The sequence below is a fragment of the Methylobacterium sp. A49B genome, from assembly GCF_053346215.1.
In genome coordinates, this window is sequence record NZ_JBKFBO010000118.1 from 38,134 (window position 1) to 61,798 (window position 23,665).

The following is a 23,665-nucleotide window of genomic DNA, read 5'->3' on the forward strand; positions in this document are numbered from 1 at the left end:
GCGATCACCCGGCATCCGCGGAGGAGCGCTTCTTCTTTTTGCGCTTGCCAACCCGCAGCACCACGTCCGCGTTCTCTTCGGCGACGCGCTCAGCCAGAGCGAAGTCATGCAACTCGGATGTCGCTTCCTGGCTCGCCGCCGACTCCGCCACGGCGAAGAAGGCGGCGCGGACAATCTCCTTCTTGCTCGCGTCCGGGTGTCTTTCCCGGATTGCGGCGCGGATCGCTTTCGGCTTCATGCCCGGCGTCGCGATGGTGCGCAGCGTCGCCGCGAGTTCCTCGGTAGAGGTCATGCCATCTCCTCGGCTCACATAGGTTTGAGCCGCCGGTCCAAACGCATGTGACGCCTCGATGACACGGCCACACGCCGGGTTTGTCGGCAGGACCCACCTTGTTCACGGCTGCGTGAGGTCATATCGAACTTCGCGTTCCTTCCCGAGACCGGAACGTACTCGGGGCGCACCTCACAGCGAGGGGCGCCCATTTTTTCTTGCCTCGCCAATCGCCCAGCGTGAGTGAAGTCGCAATTGGCCATCGAGGATCGGCACCGCGGAACGACCCGCTGAGACGTCCAGCAGATGCAACGCATCGGAGATTGTGGGTCGTCACTTTGTCGTTGAGGCGCACCTATATGGCCGCCATGACAAGGCGGCCCATGACCCTCGACTTGTTCGCCACGCTCGACATCATCGACGATGACGTCTCGGCGGTCGTGGACGCTTATCTGGCCGATCCCACATTCAGAACGGTGACGTTCGGAGAGGGCTACCGCATCAATCCCGCGGCCGCCGTCGCCTCGCATCCATTCGCCCGCACGATGATGGGTCAACCCTGGGCTGACGAGGCGCTTCGACGTGCGGCTGTGCGGGCCGCCATCCTGCTCGCCGAGCCAGAACGGACGTGAACGTCGCTGCGGCTCCGGGCATTGTCGGCGACCGTTCAATTGAAGAGGCCAACTTTTCGACGCATTTTTTCGGCGCGAAGCAGCTCACACGGAGGTTTATCGTGACGAAAGACGCGAAGAGTGCCTTCCCCAAGCTCGTGCGCGGCAAAACTGACGCTGCTAAAGATGAGGGCGAGAAGGTCAATGCTAAGATTGAGGCGGCCTTCGAGAAGATGGCCAAGAAGATGCGGGATCGAGCCGACAAGGCCAAGGGAAAGCTCGACGGCGTGACGAAGGCCGACAAGCGCGCGGTGCTGCTGAGGCGATTCGAACTTTATGCGGACGCCGCGACCTACCTCGAAGAACGCCTCCTGCATGGCGATGAGCGATCCGAGTGATGATCGATCCGGTCGGAGGCTTGACGGTGCTCGCCATCACCGATCGCGAGGGCCAGACATGTTCGACGTGACGAAGATGCTCGCCGATTCGCTGGGCGAGCATCTCGCGCTGACCTACCAGCGGACCTTCGGCAGCCGGGAGCCGCGCTACGCCGAGGTGATCGAGGCCTCGGCGCGCCTGACGATCGAGCGGATCGTCGGCAGCGACGCGCTGTACCACGACAGCGACCACACCACGCTCGTCACGCTCGTCGCGCAGGACATCCTACGCGGCCGCTTCCTCCAGCAGGGCGTCACGCCGGAGGACTGGCTGCACATGATCCTGGCCGCCCTCTACCACGACATCGGTTACGTGCGCGGCGTCTGCTCGGGCGACCGGGCGAACGCCTTCGTTGTCGACGCGCAGGGCACCACCATCGGTCTGCCACGAGGCGCCTCAGACGCGGCTCTGGCGCCCTACCACATCGAACGTTCGAAACTGGCGGTGCGGGAGCGTTTCGGCACGCACGACCTGGTCGATGCGGATCGTATCGTGCGGGCAATCGAGCTGACCCGCTTTCCGGTGCCGGAGGATGACGAACATCGCGAGACGGGCACCGAGGCCGGTCTGACGCGGGCCGCCGACCTGATCGGGCAGCTTGGCGATCCGCTCTACCCGCGCAAGCTGAACGCACTCTTCCAAGAATTCGCCGAGGTCGGCCTCAACGCGCAACTCGGATACGACAGCCCGGCCGACCTCGCGGAGCGCTACCCGACCTTCTTCTGGTCGCGAGTCGAGCCGGTGATCGGTGACGCCGTGCGCTTCCTGGACCTGACGGTCGAGGGAAGGGGCTGGGTCGCCAACCTCTACGCGCATGTCTTCGCGATCGAGCACGATCGCCGCCGCATGGGTCCCCATGCGGGGCCGAACTCGGCCTGACGGCACGTTGACCGGGTGCAGTCGCGACGCGTGCGATCGCCGCGCCGCGCATCCAGTCCGGACCGCGCCCCTCGACGATCATCGTAGAGGCTCGATCCCGGCACCCTGCGGCGCGCGGACGCGGCTTCGCGCCGTCCCGATCCGACGTCAGTATGCTGCCGGGACGTACATCTCGGATGGAACAGGACCCCGGACGTAATCGGCGTGGCGCACCCGATTCGGTAGCTGGACGGGCGGGTGTTCAACCGTGTCGTACGGGATCTGGGCCAGCAAGTGGCTGATGCAGTTCAGGCGCGCCCGCCTCTTGTCCACCGCCTCGACCACCCACCAGCGTGCCTCCGGGATGTGCGTGCGCGCCAGCATGTCTTCCTTGGCCTTGGTGTAGTCCTCCCAGCGCCGGCGCGACTCGACGTCCATTGGCGAGAGCTTCCACTGCTTCAGCGGATCCTGGATGCGCATCTGGAAGCGGAACTCCTGCTCCTCGTCGGTGATCGAGAACCAGTACTTCACGAGCACGATGCCGGACCGCACCAGCATGCGCTCGAACTCAGGGACCGATCAGAAGAACTCCTCGACATCCGGTTCCGTACAGAAGCCCATTACCCGCTCGACACCGGCACGGTTGTACCAAGAGCGGTCGAACAGCACGATCTCACCGGCGGCCGGCAAGTGAGCGACATAGCGCTGGAAGTACCACTGCGTGCGCTCACGCTCGCTCGGGGCAGGCAGCGCGGCGACGCGGCAGATACGGGGGTTGAGGCGCTGCGTGATGCGCTTGATCACGCCGCCCTTTCCGGCCGAGTCGCGCCCCTCGAACAGGACGACGACGCGCAGCTTTCGGTTCTGCACCCAGTCCTGCAGGCGCACCAGCTCGTGCTGGAGCCGCAGCAGCTCACGGAAGTAGATCTTGCGATCCAGGTGAGCGTGACCAGATTGTCCCGCGATATGCTCCAGCCGATCGTCTTCGAGGCCTAGCTCGAGTTCTTCTTCGTAGCTGTCGACGAGTTCCTGCCGAAACGCCTCGAGGGCGCGGTTCTGCGCCGAGTTCTTATCGTGCATCATCTCCGAACCTCAATCATGTCCTGAGCCGCTGGCATATGCGCAGGCTTCCATGACGAGTCTGAGAAGCCGGCTTGAGATTTTCCACGATGGAGCGGCTATCGAACGCCTGTCTTTGCCGGCGAATAGCGTATTCCCCTCGTGTGCCTCCCTCGAGATGTGCCCGATCTCAGGACAATGACATCTGAACAGATCGGCTTCTGCAGCGAATGTCACCAATCCGTCATGGAGCCGATCTACGCCCGGGGCCAACGACAGGTCCGCCGAGGCTCTCATGTCCGATGCTATCGTAGCTCCTTCGGGTTCCCTCGGACACGCGCCAAGTGGCAAGCCCGCGCTCGACCGCGGGATGCACCCCGGCGGCATCATCGCCTTCCTGCTCGTGCTGGTGGCGGGGCTCGGCTACGCCGTAGTCAGCCTGATCGCCGACATGAATGCCGTGCACCAGGAGCCGCTGGCGATCGGGGCCTTCGTGCTCCTGGGGCTCGCCCTGCTGATCGCGCTGGCCTTCGAGTTCGTGAACGGCTTCCACGACACCGCCAACGCGGTCGCCACGGTGATCTACACGCACTCGATGCCGCCGCTCGTGGCGGTGGTGTGGTCGGGCGCCTTCAACTTCCTCGGCGTGATGCTGTCCTCCGGCGCGGTGGCCTACGCCATCGTGACGCTGCTGCCGGTGGAGCTGATCCTGCAGGTCGGCTCGGGCGCCGGCTACGCGATGATCTTCGCGCTTCTCCTGGCCGCCATCATCTGGAACCTCGGAACCTGGGCGCTCGGCCTACCGAACTCCTCGTCCCACGCGCTGATCGGCTCGGTGCTCGGCGTCGGCCTCGCCAATCAGTTCATGGGCGGTCAGGACGGTACCTCGGGCGTCGACTGGAACCAGGCTCTCGGCGTGTTCAAGGCGCTGGCCTTCAGCCCGATCTGCGGCTTCGTGCTCGCGGCCCTGCTGCTGCTCGCCCTGAAGTTCACCGTGCGCCGGAAGGATCTCTACGAGGCGCCCAAGGGTGATGCGCCCCCGCCGCTCTGGATCCGCGGCCTGCTGATTCTCACCTGCACGCTGGTCTCGTTCTTCCACGGCGGCAACGACGGGCAGAAGGGCATGGGCCTGATCATGCTGATCCTGATCGGCGCCGCCCCCACCGCCTACGCGCTCAACCGCACCATGAACGCCGACGCCACCCCCGCCTTCGTGCAGACCTCGCAAGCCGCGAGCGGCGTGTTCGCTGGCCGGTCCAACGGCGCGGCGCAACCCGATGCGGCCCAGGCCCGCAAGACGGTGAGCGATGCGCTGAAGGCCAAGGACCTCAACAAGCCGGACGTCTACGGCGCCCTAGCCGCGCTCTCGACCGACATCGCGACGTCGGTGAAGAACTACGGCTCGCTCCAGCAGGTCCCGGCCGGGGCGACCTCGAACGTCCGCAACGACATGTACCTCGCCGCCGACGCCATCCGGCTCCTGCCGAAATCCGGCGCGACCTTCTCCGAGGCGGAGACGAAGACCCTCAAGGGGTACACCGACCTCTTGAACGCCGGCACCCGCTACATCCCGGGCTGGGTGAAGGTCTGCGTGGCGCTGGCGCTCGGGCTCGGCACCATGGTCGGGTGGAAGCGCATCGTCGTGACAGTGGGCGAGAAGATCGGCAAGACCCATCTCACCTACGCTCAGGGCGCCTCGGCCGAGATCGTGGCCGCCGGCACGATCGGGCTGGCCGAACTCTACGGCCTGCCGGTCTCGACCACCCATATCCTGTCGTCGGGCGTCGCCGGGACGATGGCGGCCAACGGCTCGGGCCTGCAACTCGCCACCGTCCGCAACATGGCGCTGGCCTGGATCCTCACCCTGCCGGCCGCCATCCTGATCGCCGGCACGTTGTTCTTCATCCTCCGCCACGTGTTCTGAGCCGGATGCGGCCCAGTTCCACAGCGCCGGCTCGTCTTCTCTGTGACGAGCCGGCGCTTCCTGGTCTGCTCTGGGCCATGCGCTTCGACGCGAGCGGTCGCGGTCACCTCGTCGAACGCGGTGAACCTCTCCCTGCTCCGGGGAGCTTCGGCGAGGGCTTCACTTGGCTTCACTTCAACCTGAACGATGCGCGCCTTCCGGCTCTGGTCTCTGAAGGGCGGCTCGGCCCGCCGCATCTGACCGGGATGGCCTTTGCGAGCGACCCTCACCAGCGACTGATCGTCGAGGCGGGTCATATCGGCGGCGTCGTGGCCGATCTCGTCCGTGAGTCCGATGCGAGCCCCAAAGTCGATGCGGGCGGACGCCTGCACTTCGTCATGGGTCCGCGCCTGCTCGTCAGCGGCCGGCGCCACCCCGTCCTCGGACCGGACCGCGCTCGCGACACGGCGGTGGAGGGTCGCGGTATCCTGGCCCCGATCCAGCTGCTCGACGTCATCGTCGATCAGGTCGTGACCTCTATGACTGAGACCGGCGCACGCCTGGCCGATGAGCTTGACGAGATCGAGGATCACATCCTCGACGAGCGCGTACGCGGCGAGAGGCGGCGCCTCGGGCCGATCCGCCGGGACGCGGTCCGCCTGCACCGTCAACTCCTCGGCCTGCGCGCCGTCTTCCGTCGCCTTGAGACGGCGGCGACCGACGAGCAGATCCCCGATTTAGCTATCACCGCCGCCGCCCGGATCGCGCAGAGGCTCGACGCGCTCGATCGGGACATGATCCTGCTCGCCGACCGCAGCCGACTGATGCAGGAGGAACTGGCCTCCTACCTCGCGCAAGCGTCCAACCGCCAGCTCTACACGCTGTCGGTGCTGACTGCGCTGTTCCTGCCGCCGACGCTCGTGACCGGGTTGTTCGGCATGAACACCAAGGGCCTGCCGCTCACGGAGAACGATGGCGGCTCCTACGTAGCCATGGCCATCGCATGCATCTCCGCGCTCGTCGCCTTCGTGCTGATCCGAGGCCTCGGCATTCGCCCGCCGCGGGATTGAGCCGGCAGGCCACGCCCGGCTCAGTAGCGCGTGATGGCACGCAAGCCGAACACCGTGGCGTTGCGAATACGTTGGCCGTCGGGATCGCGGGGATTGGTGATGCCGCCCCCCGGATGCGCGACATACTGCACGGTCGGCTGTAGGGCGATGCCGGGTGCGAGCACGGCTTGGTAGGTCGCCTCCAGCAGGATCTCGGCACTGCGGCGGGGCGATGGTGACGAGCTCTGAAGCGCGGCGATCGCATCGAGCCGCCGCGCCGCAGGAGAGATGTGGGTGATGCCGACGCCGAAACCGAGCGTGTCGTCCGAGCGGCCGGGGAACAGGCCCCGATAGGCGATGCCGGCATCGAGGTAGAGGTTCACGAGGTTGCGGTCGCCGGGCGACGCCGAGGCTCGCAGGAACACGCTGGCGCCATCGTTGGGATCGTCCGGCTCCTGATAGATCGTCTGGTCGATCACGCCGTAGAGGCCATAATCACCGCTGACCCGTCGACCGAGGCCGGTCAACGGGTCGGGCGTGAGCGCATCGACTCGGCCGAAACGGTGCCAGCCTCCCAGCGTCACGGTGCCTGGTCGGCCTGCGTCTCCGGGGCGGGCATTGTAGGCGTACGAGACCTCCGCGATGGCGAGCGGCGGGTCGGAAACGGGAAAGCGGGTGCCGTTCGGGTTGCGTCGCTGTGGGTCGATCCCCGAGCGCGGATTGCCGCCGCCGGGCGTGCCGTCGATCAGGCTGGCCTGGAACGAGAACTCGCGGGTTGGCACGTATTTCAGCCGGACGGTCGGTGCCGAGAGCGGATAGGCCGGTCCGCCATCGGTCATGTTGGCGGCGAAGATCGCCGGCCAGCCGAAGGTGCCGTTGGTGAACAGGATGCTGGTCTGGCTCACCATGTACTCGGTGTCGGCCGAGAGCTGGCCGACGCGGAGGAACAGCCGGTCGTCGAACAGGCTCTGCTCCAGCCACAGTTCCGAGAGACGCGAGGCCGGCAGGGCCTCGATCTCGCTGATGGTCATGAGGTTGCCCACCCGGCTACGGGAGGTCCCGCTCCCCTGGATCTGGTAGACCGTGGCGTGGGCCGCAGCCCCTTTCCAACCGGCCAGGGTGTCGAGATCGACGTCGACGTCGAGATCGAGGAGCGTCAGGCCCGTGGAACCCCGACGCAGGCCGCCGCGCAGGTTGCGGTAGGTCTCGGCCACCGTGATGAGGCCGAAGGTGATCCCGTGCCGCTCGAGGAAGGCGCGGTAGCCGCCGGGATCACCAGCAGCCCCCAGCAGGGGCTGGAACGAGGTCGTCACCTCCGCGGCCCGGCCTGCCGAGAAGACCGGCTGCGCGACCGAAGTCTGCGGATCGCCGCCCGCACCGGTGGGCGAGCCGATGGCAAGCCCTTCGGCCGCGACCCGGTCGACCGTGGCCTGCACCTCGGCCGGCTCGGTCTGGGCTTCGGCGAGGTTCGGCTGCAGCCAGAGGCCGAGCGCGGCCAGAGTTCCGAGGATGGTGCGGGAGGCGGAACGCACCTCGGCCTCCAAGACCAGTGAAGCACCGAGCATCGGCACAGCTTTATCACCGTTCGACGACACCTTGCCGCGGCCGGCCGATCCAGCTTGGGATGGCGCCGAAAAGGCTGCAATCCGCCGAAACGCATCGCACGAGTTCGCCGGGATCCGGGACCGGGGCCGAAGACTGTCATCGAATCGTCATCGATCGCCACATCATCGTGCCGACGCCGCCAGCTGCCCAGGACCCGGGCGGTTCGCCGGCGTCGTGGACATGCCCTCACGAGGCGCGGGCGGCCGATGCAACTGGCCTTGCTGCTGATCCCGGGGTTTGAAAAAAGGTGGCCGGCCGATGCGTCAATCGGAGGAAGGCACGGGCAGCGCCGTCTCGTCCAGCGCCGCTGCGGCACTTGGGAACGCCGCTGATCCCGACCTCGTCCAGCGCATCCGCCAGGAGATCCGGCTCGACGATCGCTCGGCGCTGACGACTTACGGCGATCAGGCCCAGCGCGGCGTCGCCACCTTCGCCGACACGATCCTGCGCGATACCCTGAACAAGGATTCAGGCCCGGTCGGCGCGTTGCTCTCCGATCTGATCGCGAAGGTGAACAGCCTCGATCCGGCCTCGCTCGGCAAGGCGGGTTTGCTGGAGCGGCTTTGGGGCGGCGCGAAGGTCCGGGTGCTGCGCTTCCGGGAGAGGTTCTCCTCCCTCGCCGCGCAGGTCGATCGCATCGCCCTGGACCTCGAACGCCGCAGCGACGCCCTCCGTCGCGACATCGCGATGCTCGACGGCCTGTTCGAGCGGAATCTCGCGCAGATGCGCGAGCTCGAAGCCTATATCGTCGCCGGCACCCAGATCATCGAGGAGGTCCGCCGGGAGCGGCTACCCGCCCTGGAGGCGCAGGCACGCGCGGCCGGGGACGGCGTCGAAGGTCAACTCGCCGCGCAGAAGGCCTCCGACCTCGCGCAGAGCGTCGAGCGCCTGGAACGGAAGGTCCACGATCTCAAGCTCAGCCGTATGATCGCCCTGCAGACCATGCCGCAGATCCGGCTGGTCCAGAACGGCGACGCTGCCCTGGTGGAGAAACTGCAATCCTCCATCGCGACCACGATCCCGACCTGGAAGAACGGCATGACGATCGCGCTGGCCCTGCACCGGCAGGACGCAGCGCTGAAGCTCCAGCGGGAGGTCTCCGACACGACGAACGCGCTCCTGAAGGCCAATGCCGAGCGGCTGCGGCAGGGCACCGCCGGGATCAAGCGGGAGGTTCAGCGCGGCATCGTCGACATCGAGACCCTGAGCCACGTCAACCGGCAATTCGTCGAGACCGTCAACGAGGTTCTGGCGATCCAGCGCGATGGACAAGCCAAGCGGCGCGCCGCCGAGGCGGAGCTGACCCGCATCGAGGACGAGCTGAAGCGCACACTGCTGGGGCAGTCCGCGTGAGAGGCCGCCTCCGCTGCGTTTCGGCCGCGATCCTCCTGGCCGTCCTCGGAGCCTGCAGCGGCAGCCCGCCCCTGGACTTCGTGATCGCCTCCGGCTCCGAGAACCGCACGCTGGAACCCATCGTCCAGGACTTCTGTCGCGCGAGGGGCGCAGCCTGCCGCTTCGACTATCAGGGCTCCCTCGATATCGGCCTCGCGCTGGCCGATGCGGCGCCGGCCTTCGACGCGGTCTGGCCGGCCAACGCCATCTGGATCGAGATGTTCGACCGCGACAAGCGGGTGCGCGACCTGACGCCGGTCGCCCGTTCCCCGGTGATCCTGGGCCTGCGCCGGAGCAAGGCCGAAGCCCTCGGCTGGGTCGGGCGGCCGGTCTCGACCGGCGACATCGTCGCGGCGGTGAAGGCTGGCTCGCTGACCTACCTCGCCAGTTCGGCGACCCAATCGAATTCGGGGGCGGGCGCCTACCTGGCGATGCTCTCGGCGGCGCTCGGCTCGCCAGACGCGATCACGCTCGCTGACCTCAAGAAGCCGGGCGTCCAGGACACCGTGAAGACCCTGCTCGCCGGGACCGCCCGCACGGCCGGATCGAGCGCGTGGCTCTCCGATCTCTACCTGAAGAGCCAGGAACGCGGCGTCGCCTACGACGGCATGTGGAACTACGAGGCCGTGCTCGCCGAGACCAATGCCGAACTGAAGCGCCGGGGCGCGGAGCTGCTCTACGCGATCTATCCGACGGACGGCGTCGCGGCGGCGAATTCCCCGATCGGATTCGTCGACCGGGGCAAGGGCGCCGCGGCACGCGACTTCTTCGACGCCCTCCGGAAGCACCTGCTCGCCCCCGACACGCAGCTCAGGCTCGTCGCCCTCGGCCGGCGCCCCGCCGTCGGCGAGGCGACCGGCCCCGAGCCCGACCCCGCCTGGAACTTCGATCCGGGCCGGCTGGCGCCGCTGATCCGGATGCCGGAGCCCGCCGTCGTCAGGGCGGCCCTGGACCTCTACCAGGAGGCGTTGCGGCGCCCCTCCCTCACGGTCTACTGCCTCGATTTCTCGGGCAGCATGGGGGGTGCCGGGGAGGACGCGCTGAAGAAGGCCATGCGCTTCGTGCTCTCGCATGACGAGGCCGCCCGCGTCCTCGTCCAGAACGGCGCGGCCGACCGCATCGCGGTGATCCCCTTCGACAGCCGGGTCCGGCATGTGACCCGGGGCAGCGGGTCGACGGCCGATTCCGCGTCGCTGATCGAGGCCGTGGACGGCAACACCGCCGCCGGAGGGACCGATATCTACGCCTGTGCCCGGGCCGGGCTCCAAGAGATCCGCGGCACGCCCGACCTCGGCCGCTACCTGCCGGCCATCGTGCTGATGACCGACGGGCGCAGCGAGGATCACCAGCAGGATTTCCTGGACGCGTGGCGCCGGACCGGAGCCGATATCCCGATCTTCGGCATCACGTTCGGCGATGCCGACCGGCGGCAGCTCGACGCCCTCGCCGATGCCACCCGCGCGCGGGTGTTCGACGGGCGCACCTCGCTGCGCGAGGCGTTCCGGGCGGTACGGGGGTACAATTGAGGCTGCCTTCCCTCTCGGACACCAGCTCCCGGGCGGATCTCTGGGCCGGTCTCGCGGGCGGCCTGTTCGCGCCGGTGGCGACCTTCGGCCTCGGTCTGCCGCTCTGGGCCTCCCTGCCGGGCGCGATCCTGATCTTCATCGGCGGACGCCTCGCCCTCGCGCCGCGCGACGTGTTCGAGGGGCTCGACGCTGCAGCCCTCGAAGGCGCCGCCCTCGACCTGGCCCGGGACGTGATCGCCGCGGCGCAGAGCGACCTCGCCCGGCTGCGGGACGCGGCGCGCGGCGTGCGCGATCCCGCGGTTCGGCAACATCTCGATCACCTGCACGGCGTCGCGGAACGGGTCGCCGCCGCCGTGTCGCGGAGGCCGGCGCGACTGTCGCGGGTGCAGCGACTCCTGACCTACTACCTCCCGGCCTCCGTGCGGCTCGGCGAGGGCTTCCGGATCCTCGAAGGCGCGAGCCGCCCCGACGCGGCCCGGCTCCAGGCCACGGCCAGGATGATCGGGCAGCTCGACACCGTCTTCGCGCGCCACGCCGACCGCCTGAGCGCTCCAGAGATCGAAGGGCTCGACGTCGAGCTCAAGCTCCTCGCCGACGCGATCCGCGCGGAGGGGCCTGGATCCGCGCCCGCGCCCACCGCGACGCGACCCGCCTCGGAGCCCGCGCCATGGCGCTGAGCCGCCGCCATCTCGGGCTCGGGCTCCTGGCCACGGGTGTCGTTGGCACGTCGGGCGTCGCCCTGGTCGGGCCTCGGACCATCGAGCGCCTCGTCACCGGCACGCATCCGGACCAAGTCTCCGTCTGGGGCTTCATCGGCGGCGAGAAGCTCGACTTCGTTCGCAATCCGAAGGTCCGCGACCTCCTCGCCGGCCGCTACGGCCTCACGCTCGACGCGCGCCGAGCCGGTTCGGTCGAGATGGTCAGCGAAGCCGCCCTGACGCGGCAGCAGCCGCAATGGCTCTGGCCGGCGAGTTCGGTCCTGGCTCAGCTCGCCCGGCGCAACGGCCTGCCGGTGCGGCGCGACGACATCGTCTTCAACTCGCCTCTCGTGCTCTACAGCTGGTCGCCGGTGGCCGAGGCGCTCGAGAAGGCCGGCTATGTCGCGCGGCGCGACAACGCCTTCTACGTCGTCCGGATGGCCGAGCTGATGGAGGCCGTCGTTCGGCGGCTCACCTGGAAGGATCTCGGTGTTCCGGATCTCTATGGGCGGGTCATCATCACGACGACCGACCCGGTCAAATCGAATTCGGGCTTCAGCTTCGCAGCGCTCCTCGCCAACCTGTTTGCGGGCGATATCGCGACTGTCGACACCGTGGCCCGCGACGGCGACAGGATCGCCGGCATCTTCGAGCGCATGGGCTACAAGGAGGCGTCGAGCGGCACTCACTGGAACAGCTACCTGACCGAGGGGATGGGCGGCAAACCCCTGGTCGCGGCTTACGAGAGCCAGCTCGTCGAGTTCATCCTCTCGAACCCGGAGCGCTGGGCCGCCCTGAAGAGCGCCCGGATCCGACCGGTCATGCTCTATCCGACGCCGACCGTCACCTCCGCCCACCCGATCATCAGCCTCACCGCCGCCGCCGACCCGCTTGTCTCCGCGCTAACCGATCCAGATCTCCAGGAACTCGCCTGGAGCGAGCACGGCTTCAGGGGCAAGCTCGGCGGCATCGGTCGCGGCGGTCCGCAGGTCGAAGGTTTGGCTCAGACCATCACGAGCCTCGCGCCGATGCCGGATGCGACGACGATGTTGGCGCTGATGCAACGGCTCGGCACACCCGGCTGACTGGGATGACCTAACTGGGACGGGCGGCCGTCGATCGAAGCCCACTGTCCTGTTCGGCATTACACCGATGTCCGCTTTCGAGCGGCCCGCCTCGTCCGGCCAATGGCTGCAACGGGCGCGAAGCCGAATGTCCGGTCCCGTAAGTTTAGGCAACCTAGCGCGACGTGGTCTGGCCGAAAGCTGACGGTCTGCTTCCAAACCGCAATCGCGGTGAAGCGGACATGCCTCAGCCATCTCAACCGACTTGTTGGGCGGGCTGCGAGCCGACCGAGATCACTCTTTCACCGCTATCGCACGACGGGGGAAACTTACGGCCGCGCTTTCGGTTGGCCCTCAGCCAAGGAGAGAAGCCATGACCGAACTGACCTCACTCGATGCCGGCCACGGTGGTGAGACACATCAAACCGCCGACGCGGACCACCCCGTGCTGACCACCAATCACGGCACGCCGGTCTCCGACAACCAGAACCAGCTCAAGGCCGGTCCCCGGGGCCCTGTCTTGCTCGAGGACGAGGTCTACCGCGAAAAGATCAACCACTTCGACCACGAGCGCATCCCGGAGCGGATCGTCCACGCCCGCGGGTCCGCCGCGCACGGCTACTTCGAGTGCACTGAAAGCCTCGCAGACATCACCGTCGCCGACCTGTTTCAGAAAAAGGGCCAGCGCACCGATGTGTTCACCCGCTTCTCGACCGTGGCGGGCGGAGCGGGATCGATCGACACGCCCCGTGACGTGCGCGGCTTCGCCGTCAAGTTCTACACCCGCGAGGGCAACTGGGACCTCGTCGGCAACAACATCCCGGTGTTCTTCATCCAGGACGCGATCAAGTTCCCAGACCTGATCCACGCTGCCAAGATGGAGGCCGACCGCGGCTATCCGCAAGCGGCGACCGCCCACGACACCTTCTGGGACTTCATCAGCCTGATGCCGGAGTCGACTCACATGATCATGTGGGCGATGTCAGACCGGACACTGCCGCGCACCTTCGCAAACATGGAGGGCTTCGGCGTCCACACCTTCCGGTTCATCAACAAGGCGGGCAAGAGCACATTCGTTAAGTTCCACTGGAAGCCGAAGGCCGGCCTCGCCTCGACGATCTGGGACGAGACGGTCAAGGTCGCCGGCGCCGACCCGGACTTCCAGCGTCGCGACCTGTTCGAGCGGATCGAGCGTGGCGATTACCCCGAGTGGGAGCTCGGCTTGCAGCTGTTCGACGAGGAGTTCGCCAACAGCCAGCCCTATGACGTGCTGGACGCGACCAAGATCATCCCCGAGGAGGCGCTGCCCGTCCGGATCGTCGGCAAGATGGTCCTCAACCGCTACCCGGACAACTACTTCGCGGAGACCGAGCAGGCGGCCTTCGTGCCGAGCCACGTCGTGCCGGGCATCGGCTTCTCGAACGATCCGCTGCTCCAGGGCCGGCTGTTCAGCTACACCGACACGCAGCTCTCGCGGCTGGGCTCGGTCAACTTCCACCAGCTGCCCATCAACTCCGCCAAGGGTCGCGCTGAGGCGGCCGGCTGCCCGTTCATGAACCAGCAGCGGGACGGCCACATGCAGATGGCGGTGCCGAAGGGCCGCGCCAACTACGAGCCGAACAGCCTTGCCAAAGCGGGCGAGCCGGGCGGTGCGCGAGAAGACGCCAAGGGTGGCTACAAGACCTTCCCCTCGGACGAGGAGGGGCCAAAGCTCCGGGTCCGGCCGGAGAGCTTCGCCGACCACTACAGCCAGGCGCGGTTGTTTTTCCGTTCGATGGACCCGGCCGAGCAGGCACATATCGCGTCCGCACTCGTGTTCGAGCTGTCCAAGGTCAGCCTGGAGCACATCCGCCTGCAGATGCTCGCCAACCTGCGCAATGTCGACGAGAGTCTAGCTACGCGTGTTGCCGACGGGTTGGCGATGGACCTGCCGCCTGCTTCGCCGACCGCGGTCCCGGTCCTAGACATGGCGCCGTCGCCTGCTCTGCGCATCATCCGTGGCCCACTGGAGCGGCACACGCTGGAAGGCCGCAACGTCGGCATCCTGATCGCGGACGGAACAGATGCGGACGAGCTGAACGCCCTGAAGAAGGCGATCAAGGCGGCGGGTGGCCATGCGATGACGATTGCCCCGAAGGTCGGCAAGGTGCCGCTCTCGGACGGTTCGGCCATAGCCGCCGATGCGCAACTGTTCGGCCAGCCCTCGGTGACGGTCGATGCCTGCGCGGTGATCCTGTCTGAGAAGGCTGCGGGGAAGCTCGTGAAAGAGGGTGCCGCGGTGCAGTGGGTGATGGATGCCTTCGGCCACTTGAAGGCGATCGGCGCCAACGCCGCTGCTAAGCCCTTGCTTGATAAGGCAGGTGTCGAGGCCGACGAGGGCGTGACCGACCTCGGCGGCTTCGTCGAGGCGGCAAAGAAGCGCTATTGGGACCGCGAACCGAACGTCCGCACGCTAGCCTAAAACAGATGAAAGGCACGATCGCTTGGGCGTAATAATCAACCTCTAGCGATCGTCCTTTTCTGATCGAATCGAGATGCCGGGTAGCCTGTCGGCCTCAGCAGGTTCTGGCCGAATGCCGCCCGTCTGCTTGCAAGAGGGGCCACGGAAAAGTGGACGAGCACCGACCGGGCACAGATCACACCGGATGAAGAGGCCAGACAAACGCGATGGCAGGAAGGCCGATCGCGATCACGATGACTGACAGGGGCAACCCAAGTCGCGTGTAATCACCGAAGCGGTAGCCGCCTGGGCCCATCACGAGGGTATTGCACTGGTGGCCGATCGGCGTGAGGAAATCGCATGCGGCACCGAGGGCGACCGCCATCAGGAACGGATCCAGGCTGAGTCCGAGCCCAGTCGCCAGTTTTGCGGCGATCGGGCCCATTACGAGGACTGTGGCCGCGTTGTTCAGAAATGGCGTGACGGCCATCGCGAGGATCAGGACGGCGCCCAAGGCCATAATCGGCGAGAGACCCTGGACCAGCGTCGTGAGGTGGCCGGCGATGAGATCGGCGCCGCCCGTGGTGCTGACTGTCTCGGAGATCGGGATCAAGGCGCCCAGGAGGACGAGCACCGGCCACTCGACAGCTTGGTAAGCCTCGTGCGGCGTCAAGCTTCTTAGAAGCAGCACGGCGACGACCGCACCGAAAAAGGCGACAGCGACGGGCACGACGTGGAGGGCGACGAGACCCATCGCCGCGAACAGGATCGCGGATGGCAGCCAACTCCGGTCGTTCCGGCCCAGCGCGATCTCACGGGAGGCGAGAGGGAGCACCTTGAAGGTGCCGAGCGCCGATGCCAGCGCCGCAGTGTGCCCGCGGACCACCACGACGTCCCCCGCTCGGAACCGGACGGAGGAGAGCCTCTGCTCAATGCGCCGGCCGCGCCGGCTGACCGCAAGGATGCTCAGGCCTGAACTGTGTTCCAAATCGAGCTGTGCGGCGGTACGCCCCACGAGCTCGGACTCCGCCGTCACCACGCCCTCCATCACCACGGCCTCCACCCCGGGCGCGGCACCGGCCAGGGCGAGCCCGGTGCGTGCCACGAAGCGCTCCAGGGCGTCCGGCTCGCCGTTGAGCAGAAGCACGTCATCGGTCCTCAGCCGGAAGTCCGGACTGGCCGGGTAGCGCCGAAAGCGCTCGCGCAGGATGGTCGCAACGCTGACATCGCCGTCGCCCTGGGCCTCCAGGAAGGCGACCGTACGGTCGACTACGGGATGCTCTGGCGGAAGGCGAGCCTCCGTTGTGTAACGCTCCAGCGTGAACGCCGCTTCCATTGAGCGCGTGCCCCCGTCGCGCCGGGGCAACAGGCGCCAGCCCAGACACAGGAAGGCGAAGCCAGCCGCCGCCACGCAGAGACCCACGGGGGCGTAATCGAACATGCCGAAGGGCTTGCCGGTCAGGTCGGCGCGGACTTTCGAGACGATCACGTTCGGCGAGGTGCCGACCAGGGTGACGATGCCGCCGATGAGCGAAGCCGAAGCCATCGGCATGAGCAGCGCCGACGGGGATGTCCCGCTGCGGCGAGCGACCTGCAGCGCGATCGGCATGAAGATGGCGAGCGCACCGACGTTCTTCGTGACCATGGATAGGAGCAGGACCCCGGCCACGAGGATCGGCGCCTGGCGCACCGGACTAGTCATGTACGGCATGAGCGGACGCATCAGGGTCTCGACCGCGCCGGAGCGAGCGATGGCCACCGAAAGCACGAGGGCCGACCCAACGATGATGACGATATCGTCCGAGAAGCCCGAAAAGGCCTTGTCGGCAGGCACCAGCCCCGCCGCGATGCCGACGGCGAGGGCGGTGAGGGCCACGAGATCATAAGGGAGGCGATCCCACACGAAGGCTGCCACCGTCACGCCGATCAGGCTGAAGGCGAGCACTTGATCGACGGTCATTCGGAAACACCTGTTCGGGACGTCGCCACAGTGGCGCAGGCTGAGAGGGTTAGGCGTTGGAGCGAGCGGGGGAACGACAGGATCACCGGGTGAGGAGAGGTGAACCTGAAGCGGTCGATCGCCGTCACCGCAACATCCCCCCTGGTCAACGACAGATCCTGGAGGTTGTCGGGCAGAAAGTCCTTCATGGCTTCTTGCAGAACCGCCACCAGACCGTAATGCCCCTGAGCGTCAATCTGGCACGCCTTTCCGGCGCCGAACGCGGGGCGCTGGCTCGCTTCGCGGCGGTGGTCGCCCGGTCGAGCGGTCCAATGATGGTGCTCGATCCGATCCGGGCTTGGCTGGCAGCCTCGGGGGCCGACCAGGAGGTTCTCGCGACGTTCGATGATGCCCTGACGTCGCCACCGCCGCTCGATAGGGCGTTGGCCGGCTTGACGGGAGCTGAAACCAGCCTGATCGCCTTCATCCTCTGCCTGATCGCTGCCCGGGCAGCGGGGCCGACTGGGTGGGCCTTCGCGGATTACGTCGCCTTGCATCGTGGCCTGCCCACGACAGCCGTGCGCGCCGCGGAGCGTCGGTATCGGGTCTGATCAGGCGTCCGTCGCCCCTTCTGTGAGCGCCTGCAGGGAGACCTGCATCGCGTCGTCATTCACGAGGAGGTGGCGCGAGATATCGGCGAGGGTCAGCCAGCCTACGACCTTGCGGCTCCCGTCGATGACCGGCAGGCGCCGAACGTAGTTCGTGCCCATGATATCCAGTGCCATTCGAAGTGAGTCGCCGGGATCGCAGGAGAGGACGGGACGCGAGGCGACCTCCTGCACAGTAACGGCGGTGGGATCGCGCCCGCGGGCTACGACCCGGTACAGCAGATCCCGGTCCGTGACGATGCCGACGAGGTGATCCGCCGAGCCGACCGGGAGCGCCCCGACCTCGATCTCGCCCATCAGGATGGCCGCGGCCTGCGTGCTCGATTGCGGCTCGATGAACTCGACGTCGCGTGCCATCACATCGGCGACGCGGATGTGCTCGGCGGAGAGATTCGACATTGCTGCCTCTGCAAGCTGCGGTGATGGGCGCCCGGCGACGCGAGTCATCGGCACTTTCCCCCGCTGGGAGTTCGAGGTGCGAAACTTAGCGACCTAATTCGAGGGCGGAACTCGATGCCGGGCGCCGCCCCGCTTCCGAACGGTTCGAAGGCCGGACGATTTGTCGGACAGGGCCGAGGGGTGGCAAGGCGGCAGGCAGTCATCGCAAGCTGGTCGCCTTGATTCATACCCTGGGGCCGTCTGGCAGACCATGGCGCCGCACCCGGATCCGAAGGCCCCGCCCATACAGTTACCCTTTCGGCGACGGCTGAAGTGGCCTCGTCCATCGAGCCCGACAGCGAAGCTGCGGTGACGACCGTCCCGTTGTCTTTGACACGCACGACCGCCTTGCGACCGCGAACAGCCCGCTCCCTCAGCTAGAGGTCTATGCCCCATGGCCCAGACGCTCGCCCCGCTTCGTTTCGACCCCGCCTACGAGACCATCGCCGAGGACGAGGCGGACACGCAGCGCGGCCTCACCGAGACGATGCTGGCGATCCAGCGAAAAACCCATGCCGATACCGGCCACGCCTATCGCTCCGTCCATACCAAGGCGCATGGCTACCTGCGGGCGCGCTTCTAGGTCCTGCCGGGACTCTCGCCGCAGCTCGCGCAGGGGCTGTTCGCGACGCCGGCCGGCTACGATGCGATCCTCCGCTTCAGTACGACACCGGGCGACATCCTGGACGACAAGGTGTCCACCCCGCGTGGGGTCGCCCTCAAAGTGCTGAATGTACCCGGCGCTCGGTTGCCCGGAAGCGAGGACGAGACCACGCAGAACTATGTGTTCGGCAACTCCCCCTCGTTTCAGATCGGCGACGCCCGGGGGTTCCTGCGTCAGTTGCGGCCCCTGGCCGCCACCACGGGCCGCGCCGAGCCCGTCAAGATCGGACTATCGGCCGTGTCACGCGCGGCCGAGGCGGCGCTGGAGAAGGTCGGACTGAAGTCGGCGACGCTGACGACGCTCGCGGGGCAAGCCGAGACGCATCTGCTCGGCGACAGTTTCTACTCGCAGGCCGCGCTTCTCCACGGCGAGTATTTCGCCAAGCTGGCGATCTCGCCCGTCTCGCCCGAACTCGTTGCCCTATCGGAGCAGGCCATCGACCTCGCCGGCCGACCCGACGGCATCCGCGAGTGCGTCGCGGCCCATTTCAGGGTTCACCCGGCCGTCTGGGAGTTCCGCGTACAGCTGGCGACGAGCCTGGACTCCATGCCGATCGAGGACGCCGCCGCGATGTGGCCGGAGGACGAGAGCCCCTTTCGCCCGGTCGCGCACATCACCGCGCTCCCCCAGGAGACACGGTCCGATGCTCTACGGCAGCAGGTGGAGGACCGTCTGGCATTCAACCCCTGGACGGGCTTGGCCGCGCATCGGCCGCTCGGCTCGATCATGCCGTCGCGTCGCCCCGCCTACGCCGCCGCCCGTGCTTACCGTGCCGAGAACAACGCCGTGACGATCGAAGAGCCGACGCGTCTCCCTGCGGGGTAAGGCCCGGCCAATCGGAGGTACGAGACGGCTCGGCGTGGCGGGGACGCCGAGGGGAACCGGGATCCAGCACCGAAATTGTCGCTATCGCACGGCCAAGCCTCAGCCTGTCCGGGAGAGCGGCGTGGCCTGCGACGTCCCTCGCACCTGAAACCCGGTTCGGACGCCCGTGGGCATCTTCGGACAAGACCGGAGCCTTGCGCATGGAACACGGAGTGACGACGGCTGTGCTGTGCATCGTGGGCGGCGGAATCGCCGCCCAGGTTCTCGCGGCGCGTCTGCGCATCCCCGCCATCGTGCTTCTCCTCGGTTTCGGGTTCTTGGTCGGACCCATGCTCGGCCTGCTGCACCCGACCCGGGACTTCGGGGAAAACCTCCGGCCGCTGATCGGGCTCGCGGTGGCCATCGTGGTGTTCGAGGGCGGCCTCGCCCTCGACTTCCGCGAACTCCGGGCATCCGGCGAGGGCGTGTTACGGCTTACCGCCTTCGCCCTGCCTGTGAACTTCTTCCTCGGCACCTTCGCGGCCCACCTGGTTGGCAGGATGATGTGGGGCCCTGCGGCAGTGTTCGGTGCGATCCTCGTCGTGACGGGTCCCACGGTGATCCTGCCGCTGCTACGTCACGCGCGCCTGGAGCGGCGCTCGGCTGCCTTCCTCAAGTGGGAGGCCATCATCAACGACCCGGTCGGAGCGATCCTCACCGCGGTCGTGATCGAGATCCTGGTCGGCGTGCCTCACCAGGCCGGGGAGAACCCTGTCGTCGCGCTCACGCTCCATCTCGCCGAGGGCGTGATGGTGGCCGTCGCCCTCGGCGTGGGCTCGGCCTTCCTCGTGGCCTTTGCGTTCCGGCGCGACCTCGTGTCCGAGACCCTGAAGACTCCGGTGCTTCTCGCGCTTGCGCTCATCGCCTACGTTGTCCCGAACCTGTTCATGCACGAGGCGGGACTGATCGGCGCGACGATCTTCGGCATCGCCCTCGCCAACCGGCATCTGCCGGGCATCGCGGAGTTGCGTCGGTTCAAGGAGGCCCTGGTCGTCCTGCTCGTGTCCTCCCTCTTCGTGGTGCTGACGGCCGACCTCGACCTCGGGGTCCTCGGCAAGTTGTCCCTGCCCATCCTCGGCCTGACCGCCGCCATCGTGTTCCTCGTCCGGCCAGTCGCCACCTGGATGGCGACGCTGAATAGCGACCTATCGCGGCGGGAGCGCGTCTTCGTCGGCTGGATCGGGCCCCGCGGCATTGTCGCGGCAGCCGTGGCGGGTGTGGCCGGCCCTCGCCTCAACGAGGCGGGATACCCCGGCGGCGATCTCATCCAGCCGACCGTGTTTGCGGTCATCGTCGCGACGGTGATCCTGCACGGTTTTTCCCTGGGGCCGCTCTCTCGCCGCTTGGGTCTTTCCGCTGCGGCCGAGAGCCAGCGGCTCGCCGTCGTGGGCGCCTGCCCGTGGGCGACCGCCATGGTCGTCGCACTCCACCGTGCAGGCGTGCCGGTCATTCTCATCGACACCTATCCCGGCGCCTTGCACGCGGCGCAGGAGGCCGGTGTCCCGACGCTGCAGGCCGAACTCCTGTCCCGCCATGCCGAGGAGGGCCTCGCCGACCATCCGCCGGACCATCTGCTCGCCGCGACCCGCGACGAACTCTACAACGCCCTTGTTTGTACCAAGCTGGCTCCCGAGATCGGCCGCGAGCGTGTGTACCAACTCGCTCCCTCGGCCGACCATCTCCTGCACGAGGACACGGGCGTGAGCCGGGACGCCCGCGGGAAGGTACTAGGTGAAGGCAAGACCGACTTCGACACTCTCGCGGGATACCATGATGCCGGCTGGCAGTTCGAAGTCGTTCCTGCACAATCGGCTTTGCGGTCGGATGCGATACGCTTGCTGATTATCAAGCCGGATGGCGCGGTCGAATTCATCTCCATCGATCACGAGGAAGCCGCCATTGAGGCGGGCGATCGCCTGCTGGCCTACGCCAGACGCAACCATTCGCACCACGAGACCGCCGCGATGCATCCCCTGGCCATTGCATGACGGCCGGCCCGCGAAGGTCCTGCGAGATCGGCGGAGCAGACCGGGGCTTGCTCCGGTGCACACGGTGCAGGTTCCGGGGGCGAATCTCCTGGCGATCAGTCAAGCCGCCCGTACGACGGTGGGTGAATCCTGACACGGCGAGGAATCGGTTGCGACCCTCAGGCAGGCATCCACGGCCTCGCGCAGCGACGAGACGTAGGCATCCGCACCAACCTCCCGGCCCAGCGCCGCGTCGGTGAGTACCTTCTCGCCGACCGGCCATAGCCCGACCAGGATGGGAATACCCGGCGCGCGTCGCTTGAACCGCTCCAGCAGGTAGCGGAGGTGCGAAGGATTCCCGGTGATGTCGAGGTACGAGATGCACACCATCGCCACGCCGGACAGGTCGAGCTCGCGGATGCCCTCGCGAGAGGCGGACTGGTACGGGGTCACCTGCGCGCCGAGCCCGTGCTTACGCAGCAATTGCGCCAGCATCGCCGAAGACGCTTCGTCGAGGGGGCCGCGACCGGCCAGGCACAGCACCGGGGCATCGCCCCGCCACGCTTCGGGCAGGGCATCCCGCGGCGGGGCATGAGCCGGTACCGCCTCGGTTTTCGGATGAACACGCTCGGCTAGGGTGGGAGTTTCGGATGGATTGACCGCCTTGTCGTCGACGGCCGGCTCGACGTCGTCGTGGCTCTCGAAGTCTTCCACCAGTGAGCGCGCTGAGGCGCGGATGTTCTCCAGTTGGACAGGGGTGACAACCCCGCGGGCATAGTCGTTGGCGGCGAGTTGCAGGCCCTTGAGCGCCACCTCGTCGTAGTACGAGGACAGCGAACGGTCCTTCAGCATGCCCTCGGCGACCTCACGGACCTCGTCTGGGTCGCCGGCCAGCATGCGCTGGTAGAAGTTTTCCACCGGCGTCAGCGGCGGCCGGTCGCCGAGCAGCACGTCGAAGAACTCCAAACTGTCGACGTGCCGTCCGAGCACCACGAGGCAGACGGTGAACGGCGTGGCCAGGATCAGCCCGATGGGCCCCCACAGGAAGCCCCAGAACAGGGTCGAGACGATCACTGCGAAGGGCGAAAGCCCGGTGGAATGGCCGTAGAGCAGCGGCTCGACCACCTGCCCGAACACTGGCTCGGCGATCAGGAACAGGGCGGCGGTCGCGATCACCATCGACCAGCCCGGATCGACCGCGGCCGCTAGCGCCACCGGGAACACCCCCGAGATGATGGCACCGATGTACGGGATGAACCGCATGATGGCGGAGAGCACGCCCCACAAGAGAGGATTCGGTACGCCGATGAACCACAGCCCAACGCCGACGATGACGCCGAAGGCCGCGTTCATACCGAGCTGGGCGAGGAAGTAGGTGCCGAGGCGGCCGGCCGCGTCGTCCATGGCCACCGTCGTGCGGTGCAGGTCGCTCGACCCGAACAGGCGGATCATGCGGTTGCGCAGGTCCTCGCGCTGTAGCAGCAGGAATACGACGACGACGAGGACGATGCCGACGTCGGTCAGCGGCGAGACGACCGGGCCGAGGACTTTCTCCGCCAACGCCAGCGGCGAGGGCTCGGGCTCTTGAACCCGCACGAGCTGCGCCTTCGGCGTGTCGCCAGCGGGGCCTGTCTCGGCAGTCGTGCCGGCGGCGTCGGCCTTCTGAGTTGCGTCCTGGACTTGGTGATTGAACTTCTGGAGGAGCTTGTTGGCCTCGCCGAGCCAGCCCTGCTGCAGTCCAGCGAACTTCTTCTGCACCGTTGTCTGGTACTGCGGCAGGTTGCCGGCGAGGCCCGCGACCTGGGTGCCGATCACCGCACCGATGCCGCCGAGTACGGCCAGCGCCAGCAGGACCGCGACGATGACCGAGGGCACGCGCCCGAGCTTGATCCGCCGCAGCAGGTTGACGACCGGCGCCAGGACGAAGCTGAGCAGGATGGCCAGCACCAGGGGGACGAACACCTCGCGACCGAAATACAGCGCGGCGATCAGCACGACACCGACGGCGAGGGTCAAGAGGCCGCGCAGGCCCGGCACGAGCGGCGGCGGGACTTGGGCAGGCTGCTTCGGGGCGCCCGTAGTGTCGGTCGGCATACGCTGAACTCCTCGACGCGGGCCGGTGCGCCGCGTGTTCCTCCTAACGTCGTCGGCCTCGTTTCGTCCCGTCACGCCTTCCTGCCTGGGGAACGAGGGCATGGCGGACATCTTGCC

At 67.4% G+C, this 23,665-nt stretch carries 19 protein-coding genes and 1 pseudogene; 14 read left to right on the forward strand and 6 right to left on the reverse strand.

Translation table 11 applies throughout. From position 1 onward, the window contains the following. Positions 1-4 precede the first annotated feature (4 nt). Positions 5-292: a hypothetical protein gene (locus ACLBX9_RS23770; protein ID WP_447720662.1), complete on the reverse strand. Its 288-nt coding sequence runs from the start codon at positions 290-292 to the stop codon at positions 5-7. A 338-nt stretch (positions 293-630) separates the two neighbouring features. Here ACLBX9_RS23770 and ACLBX9_RS23775 point away from each other — a divergent pair, with 338 nt between their 5' ends. The 3 genes from ACLBX9_RS23775 to ACLBX9_RS23785 are packed head-to-tail and all read left to right on the forward strand — an operon-like array spanning position 631 to position 2,199. Next, on the forward strand, positions 631-903 hold the full coding sequence (locus tag ACLBX9_RS23775; RefSeq protein ID WP_447720663.1) for a hypothetical protein: 273 nt from the start codon (positions 631-633) through the stop codon (positions 901-903). Further along, positions 900-1,280: a hypothetical protein gene (locus tag ACLBX9_RS23780; protein WP_447720664.1), complete on the forward strand. Its 381-nt coding sequence runs from the start codon at positions 900-902 to the stop codon at positions 1,278-1,280. The genes ACLBX9_RS23775 and ACLBX9_RS23780 overlap by 4 nt, the downstream gene beginning before the upstream one ends. 58 nt (positions 1,281-1,338) lie before the next feature. Continuing rightward, on the forward strand, positions 1,339-2,199 hold the full coding sequence (locus ACLBX9_RS23785; RefSeq protein ID WP_447720665.1) for a metal-dependent phosphohydrolase: 861 nt from the start codon (positions 1,339-1,341) through the stop codon (positions 2,197-2,199). Positions 2,200-2,346: 147 nt separating this feature from the next. On the opposite strand, the pseudogene ppk2 reads toward ACLBX9_RS23785, so the two are convergent. Then, positions 2,347-3,261: pseudogene (gene ppk2 / locus ACLBX9_RS23790) on the reverse strand (polyphosphate kinase 2). Between the two features lie 271 nt (positions 3,262-3,532). Between ppk2 and ACLBX9_RS23795 the strand changes: the two are divergent. Next, complete coding sequence (locus ACLBX9_RS23795) at positions 3,533-5,161, forward strand: inorganic phosphate transporter (RefSeq protein ID WP_447720666.1); 1,629 nt, start codon at positions 3,533-3,535, stop codon at positions 5,159-5,161. A 77-nt stretch (positions 5,162-5,238) separates the two neighbouring features. Next, on the forward strand, positions 5,239-6,210 hold the full coding sequence (locus tag ACLBX9_RS23800) for a transporter (protein WP_447720667.1): 972 nt from the start codon (positions 5,239-5,241) through the stop codon (positions 6,208-6,210). 20 nt (positions 6,211-6,230) lie between these two features. Here ACLBX9_RS23800 and ACLBX9_RS23805 read toward each other — a convergent pair whose 3' ends face one another. Next, the gene (locus ACLBX9_RS23805; protein WP_447720668.1) at positions 6,231-7,754 is read right to left on the reverse strand and encodes a carbohydrate porin; all 1,524 of its coding nucleotides are present in this window, start codon (positions 7,752-7,754) and stop codon (positions 6,231-6,233) included. Positions 7,755-8,052: 298 nt separating this feature from the next. On the opposite strand from ACLBX9_RS23805, the gene ACLBX9_RS23810 reads away from it, so the two are divergent. From ACLBX9_RS23810 to ACLBX9_RS23830, 5 genes are all read left to right on the forward strand, one after another. After that, positions 8,053-9,147: a toxic anion resistance protein gene (locus ACLBX9_RS23810; protein ID WP_447720669.1), complete on the forward strand. Its 1,095-nt coding sequence runs from the start codon at positions 8,053-8,055 to the stop codon at positions 9,145-9,147. Beyond that, positions 9,144-10,712, forward strand: coding sequence for a vWA domain-containing protein (locus ACLBX9_RS23815; protein ID WP_447720670.1), 1,569 nt, complete (start codon positions 9,144-9,146; stop codon positions 10,710-10,712). Before ACLBX9_RS23810 ends, ACLBX9_RS23815 begins: the two co-directional genes overlap by 4 nt. Beyond that, positions 10,709-11,389, forward strand: coding sequence for a 5-bromo-4-chloroindolyl phosphate hydrolysis family protein (locus ACLBX9_RS23820; protein WP_447720671.1), 681 nt, complete (start codon positions 10,709-10,711; stop codon positions 11,387-11,389). Before ACLBX9_RS23815 ends, ACLBX9_RS23820 begins: the two co-directional genes overlap by 4 nt. Beyond that, on the forward strand, positions 11,380-12,495 hold the full coding sequence (locus ACLBX9_RS23825) for a hypothetical protein (RefSeq protein WP_447720672.1): 1,116 nt from the start codon (positions 11,380-11,382) through the stop codon (positions 12,493-12,495). Before ACLBX9_RS23820 ends, ACLBX9_RS23825 begins: the two co-directional genes overlap by 10 nt. Before the next feature lie 352 nt (positions 12,496-12,847). Then, positions 12,848-14,935, forward strand: a complete 2,088-nt coding sequence (locus ACLBX9_RS23830) for a catalase (protein ID WP_447720689.1) — start codon at positions 12,848-12,850, stop codon at positions 14,933-14,935. Between the two features lie 175 nt (positions 14,936-15,110). Here ACLBX9_RS23830 and ACLBX9_RS23835 read toward each other — a convergent pair whose 3' ends face one another. Then, entirely contained in the window at positions 15,111-16,874 is a 1,764-nt protein-coding gene (locus tag ACLBX9_RS23835) for an SLC13 family permease (RefSeq protein WP_447720673.1), read from the reverse strand. 89 nt (positions 16,875-16,963) lie between these two features. Here ACLBX9_RS23835 and ACLBX9_RS23840 point away from each other — a divergent pair, with 89 nt between their 5' ends. Next, positions 16,964-17,464, forward strand: a complete 501-nt coding sequence (locus ACLBX9_RS23840; protein WP_447720674.1) for a hypothetical protein — start codon at positions 16,964-16,966, stop codon at positions 17,462-17,464. Here the strand turns inward: ACLBX9_RS23840 and ACLBX9_RS23845 are convergent, their stop codons facing one another. After that, a complete protein-coding gene (locus ACLBX9_RS23845) occupies positions 17,465-17,920 on the reverse strand; it encodes a CBS domain-containing protein (RefSeq protein ID WP_447720675.1) in 456 nt (151 codons plus the stop codon). Positions 17,921-18,353: 433 nt separating this feature from the next. Between ACLBX9_RS23845 and ACLBX9_RS23850 the strand changes: the two genes are divergently transcribed. The 3 genes from ACLBX9_RS23850 (at position 18,354) to ACLBX9_RS23860 (ending at position 21,475) form a co-directional block, all read left to right on the forward strand. Continuing rightward, positions 18,354-18,542 carry a hypothetical protein gene (locus tag ACLBX9_RS23850; RefSeq protein ID WP_447720676.1) on the forward strand — a complete coding sequence of 63 codons (189 nt, stop codon included), beginning with the start codon at positions 18,354-18,356 and terminating at the stop codon, positions 18,540-18,542. Positions 18,543-18,653: 111 nt separating this feature from the next. Next, positions 18,654-19,448, forward strand: coding sequence for a catalase (locus tag ACLBX9_RS23855; RefSeq protein ID WP_447720677.1), 795 nt, complete (start codon positions 18,654-18,656; stop codon positions 19,446-19,448). A 200-nt stretch (positions 19,449-19,648) separates the two neighbouring features. Further along, positions 19,649-21,475, forward strand: a complete 1,827-nt coding sequence (locus ACLBX9_RS23860; RefSeq protein ID WP_447720678.1) for a cation:proton antiporter — start codon at positions 19,649-19,651, stop codon at positions 21,473-21,475. Positions 21,476-21,574: 99 nt separating this feature from the next. Here ACLBX9_RS23860 and ACLBX9_RS23865 read toward each other — a convergent pair whose 3' ends face one another. Beyond that, positions 21,575-23,548 (reverse strand): AI-2E family transporter, encoded by a 1,974-nt coding sequence (locus ACLBX9_RS23865; protein WP_447720679.1) that lies wholly within the window; start codon positions 23,546-23,548, stop codon positions 21,575-21,577. Positions 23,549-23,665: the final 117 nt, after the last annotated feature.

Coding starts and splice junctions, on each gene's coding strand:
- ACLBX9_RS23845 (WP_447720675.1), bottom strand. CDS start 17,920: ATGTCGAATCTCTCCGCCGAGCACATCCGCGTCGCCGATGTGATGGCA.
- ACLBX9_RS23850 (WP_447720676.1), top strand. CDS start 18,354: ATGGCCCAGACGCTCGCCCCGCTTCGTTTCGACCCCGCCTACGAGACC.
- ACLBX9_RS23800 (WP_447720667.1), top strand. CDS start 5,239: ATGCGCTTCGACGCGAGCGGTCGCGGTCACCTCGTCGAACGCGGTGAA.
- ACLBX9_RS23810 (WP_447720669.1), top strand. CDS start 8,053: ATGCGTCAATCGGAGGAAGGCACGGGCAGCGCCGTCTCGTCCAGCGCC.
- ACLBX9_RS23865 (WP_447720679.1), bottom strand. CDS start 23,548: ATGCCGACCGACACTACGGGCGCCCCGAAGCAGCCTGCCCAAGTCCCG.
- ACLBX9_RS23860 (WP_447720678.1), top strand. CDS start 19,649: ATGGAACACGGAGTGACGACGGCTGTGCTGTGCATCGTGGGCGGCGGA.
- ACLBX9_RS23835 (WP_447720673.1), bottom strand. CDS start 16,874: ATGACCGTCGATCAAGTGCTCGCCTTCAGCCTGATCGGCGTGACGGTG.
- ACLBX9_RS23805 (WP_447720668.1), bottom strand. CDS start 7,754: ATGCTCGGTGCTTCACTGGTCTTGGAGGCCGAGGTGCGTTCCGCCTCC.
- ACLBX9_RS23775 (WP_447720663.1), top strand. CDS start 631: ATGGCCGCCATGACAAGGCGGCCCATGACCCTCGACTTGTTCGCCACG.
- ACLBX9_RS23785 (WP_447720665.1), top strand. CDS start 1,339: ATGTTCGACGTGACGAAGATGCTCGCCGATTCGCTGGGCGAGCATCTC.
- ACLBX9_RS23830 (WP_447720689.1), top strand. CDS start 12,848: ATGACCGAACTGACCTCACTCGATGCCGGCCACGGTGGTGAGACACAT.
- ACLBX9_RS23825 (WP_447720672.1), top strand. CDS start 11,380: ATGGCGCTGAGCCGCCGCCATCTCGGGCTCGGGCTCCTGGCCACGGGT.
- ACLBX9_RS23770 (WP_447720662.1), bottom strand. CDS start 292: ATGACCTCTACCGAGGAACTCGCGGCGACGCTGCGCACCATCGCGACG.
- ACLBX9_RS23795 (WP_447720666.1), top strand. CDS start 3,533: ATGTCCGATGCTATCGTAGCTCCTTCGGGTTCCCTCGGACACGCGCCA.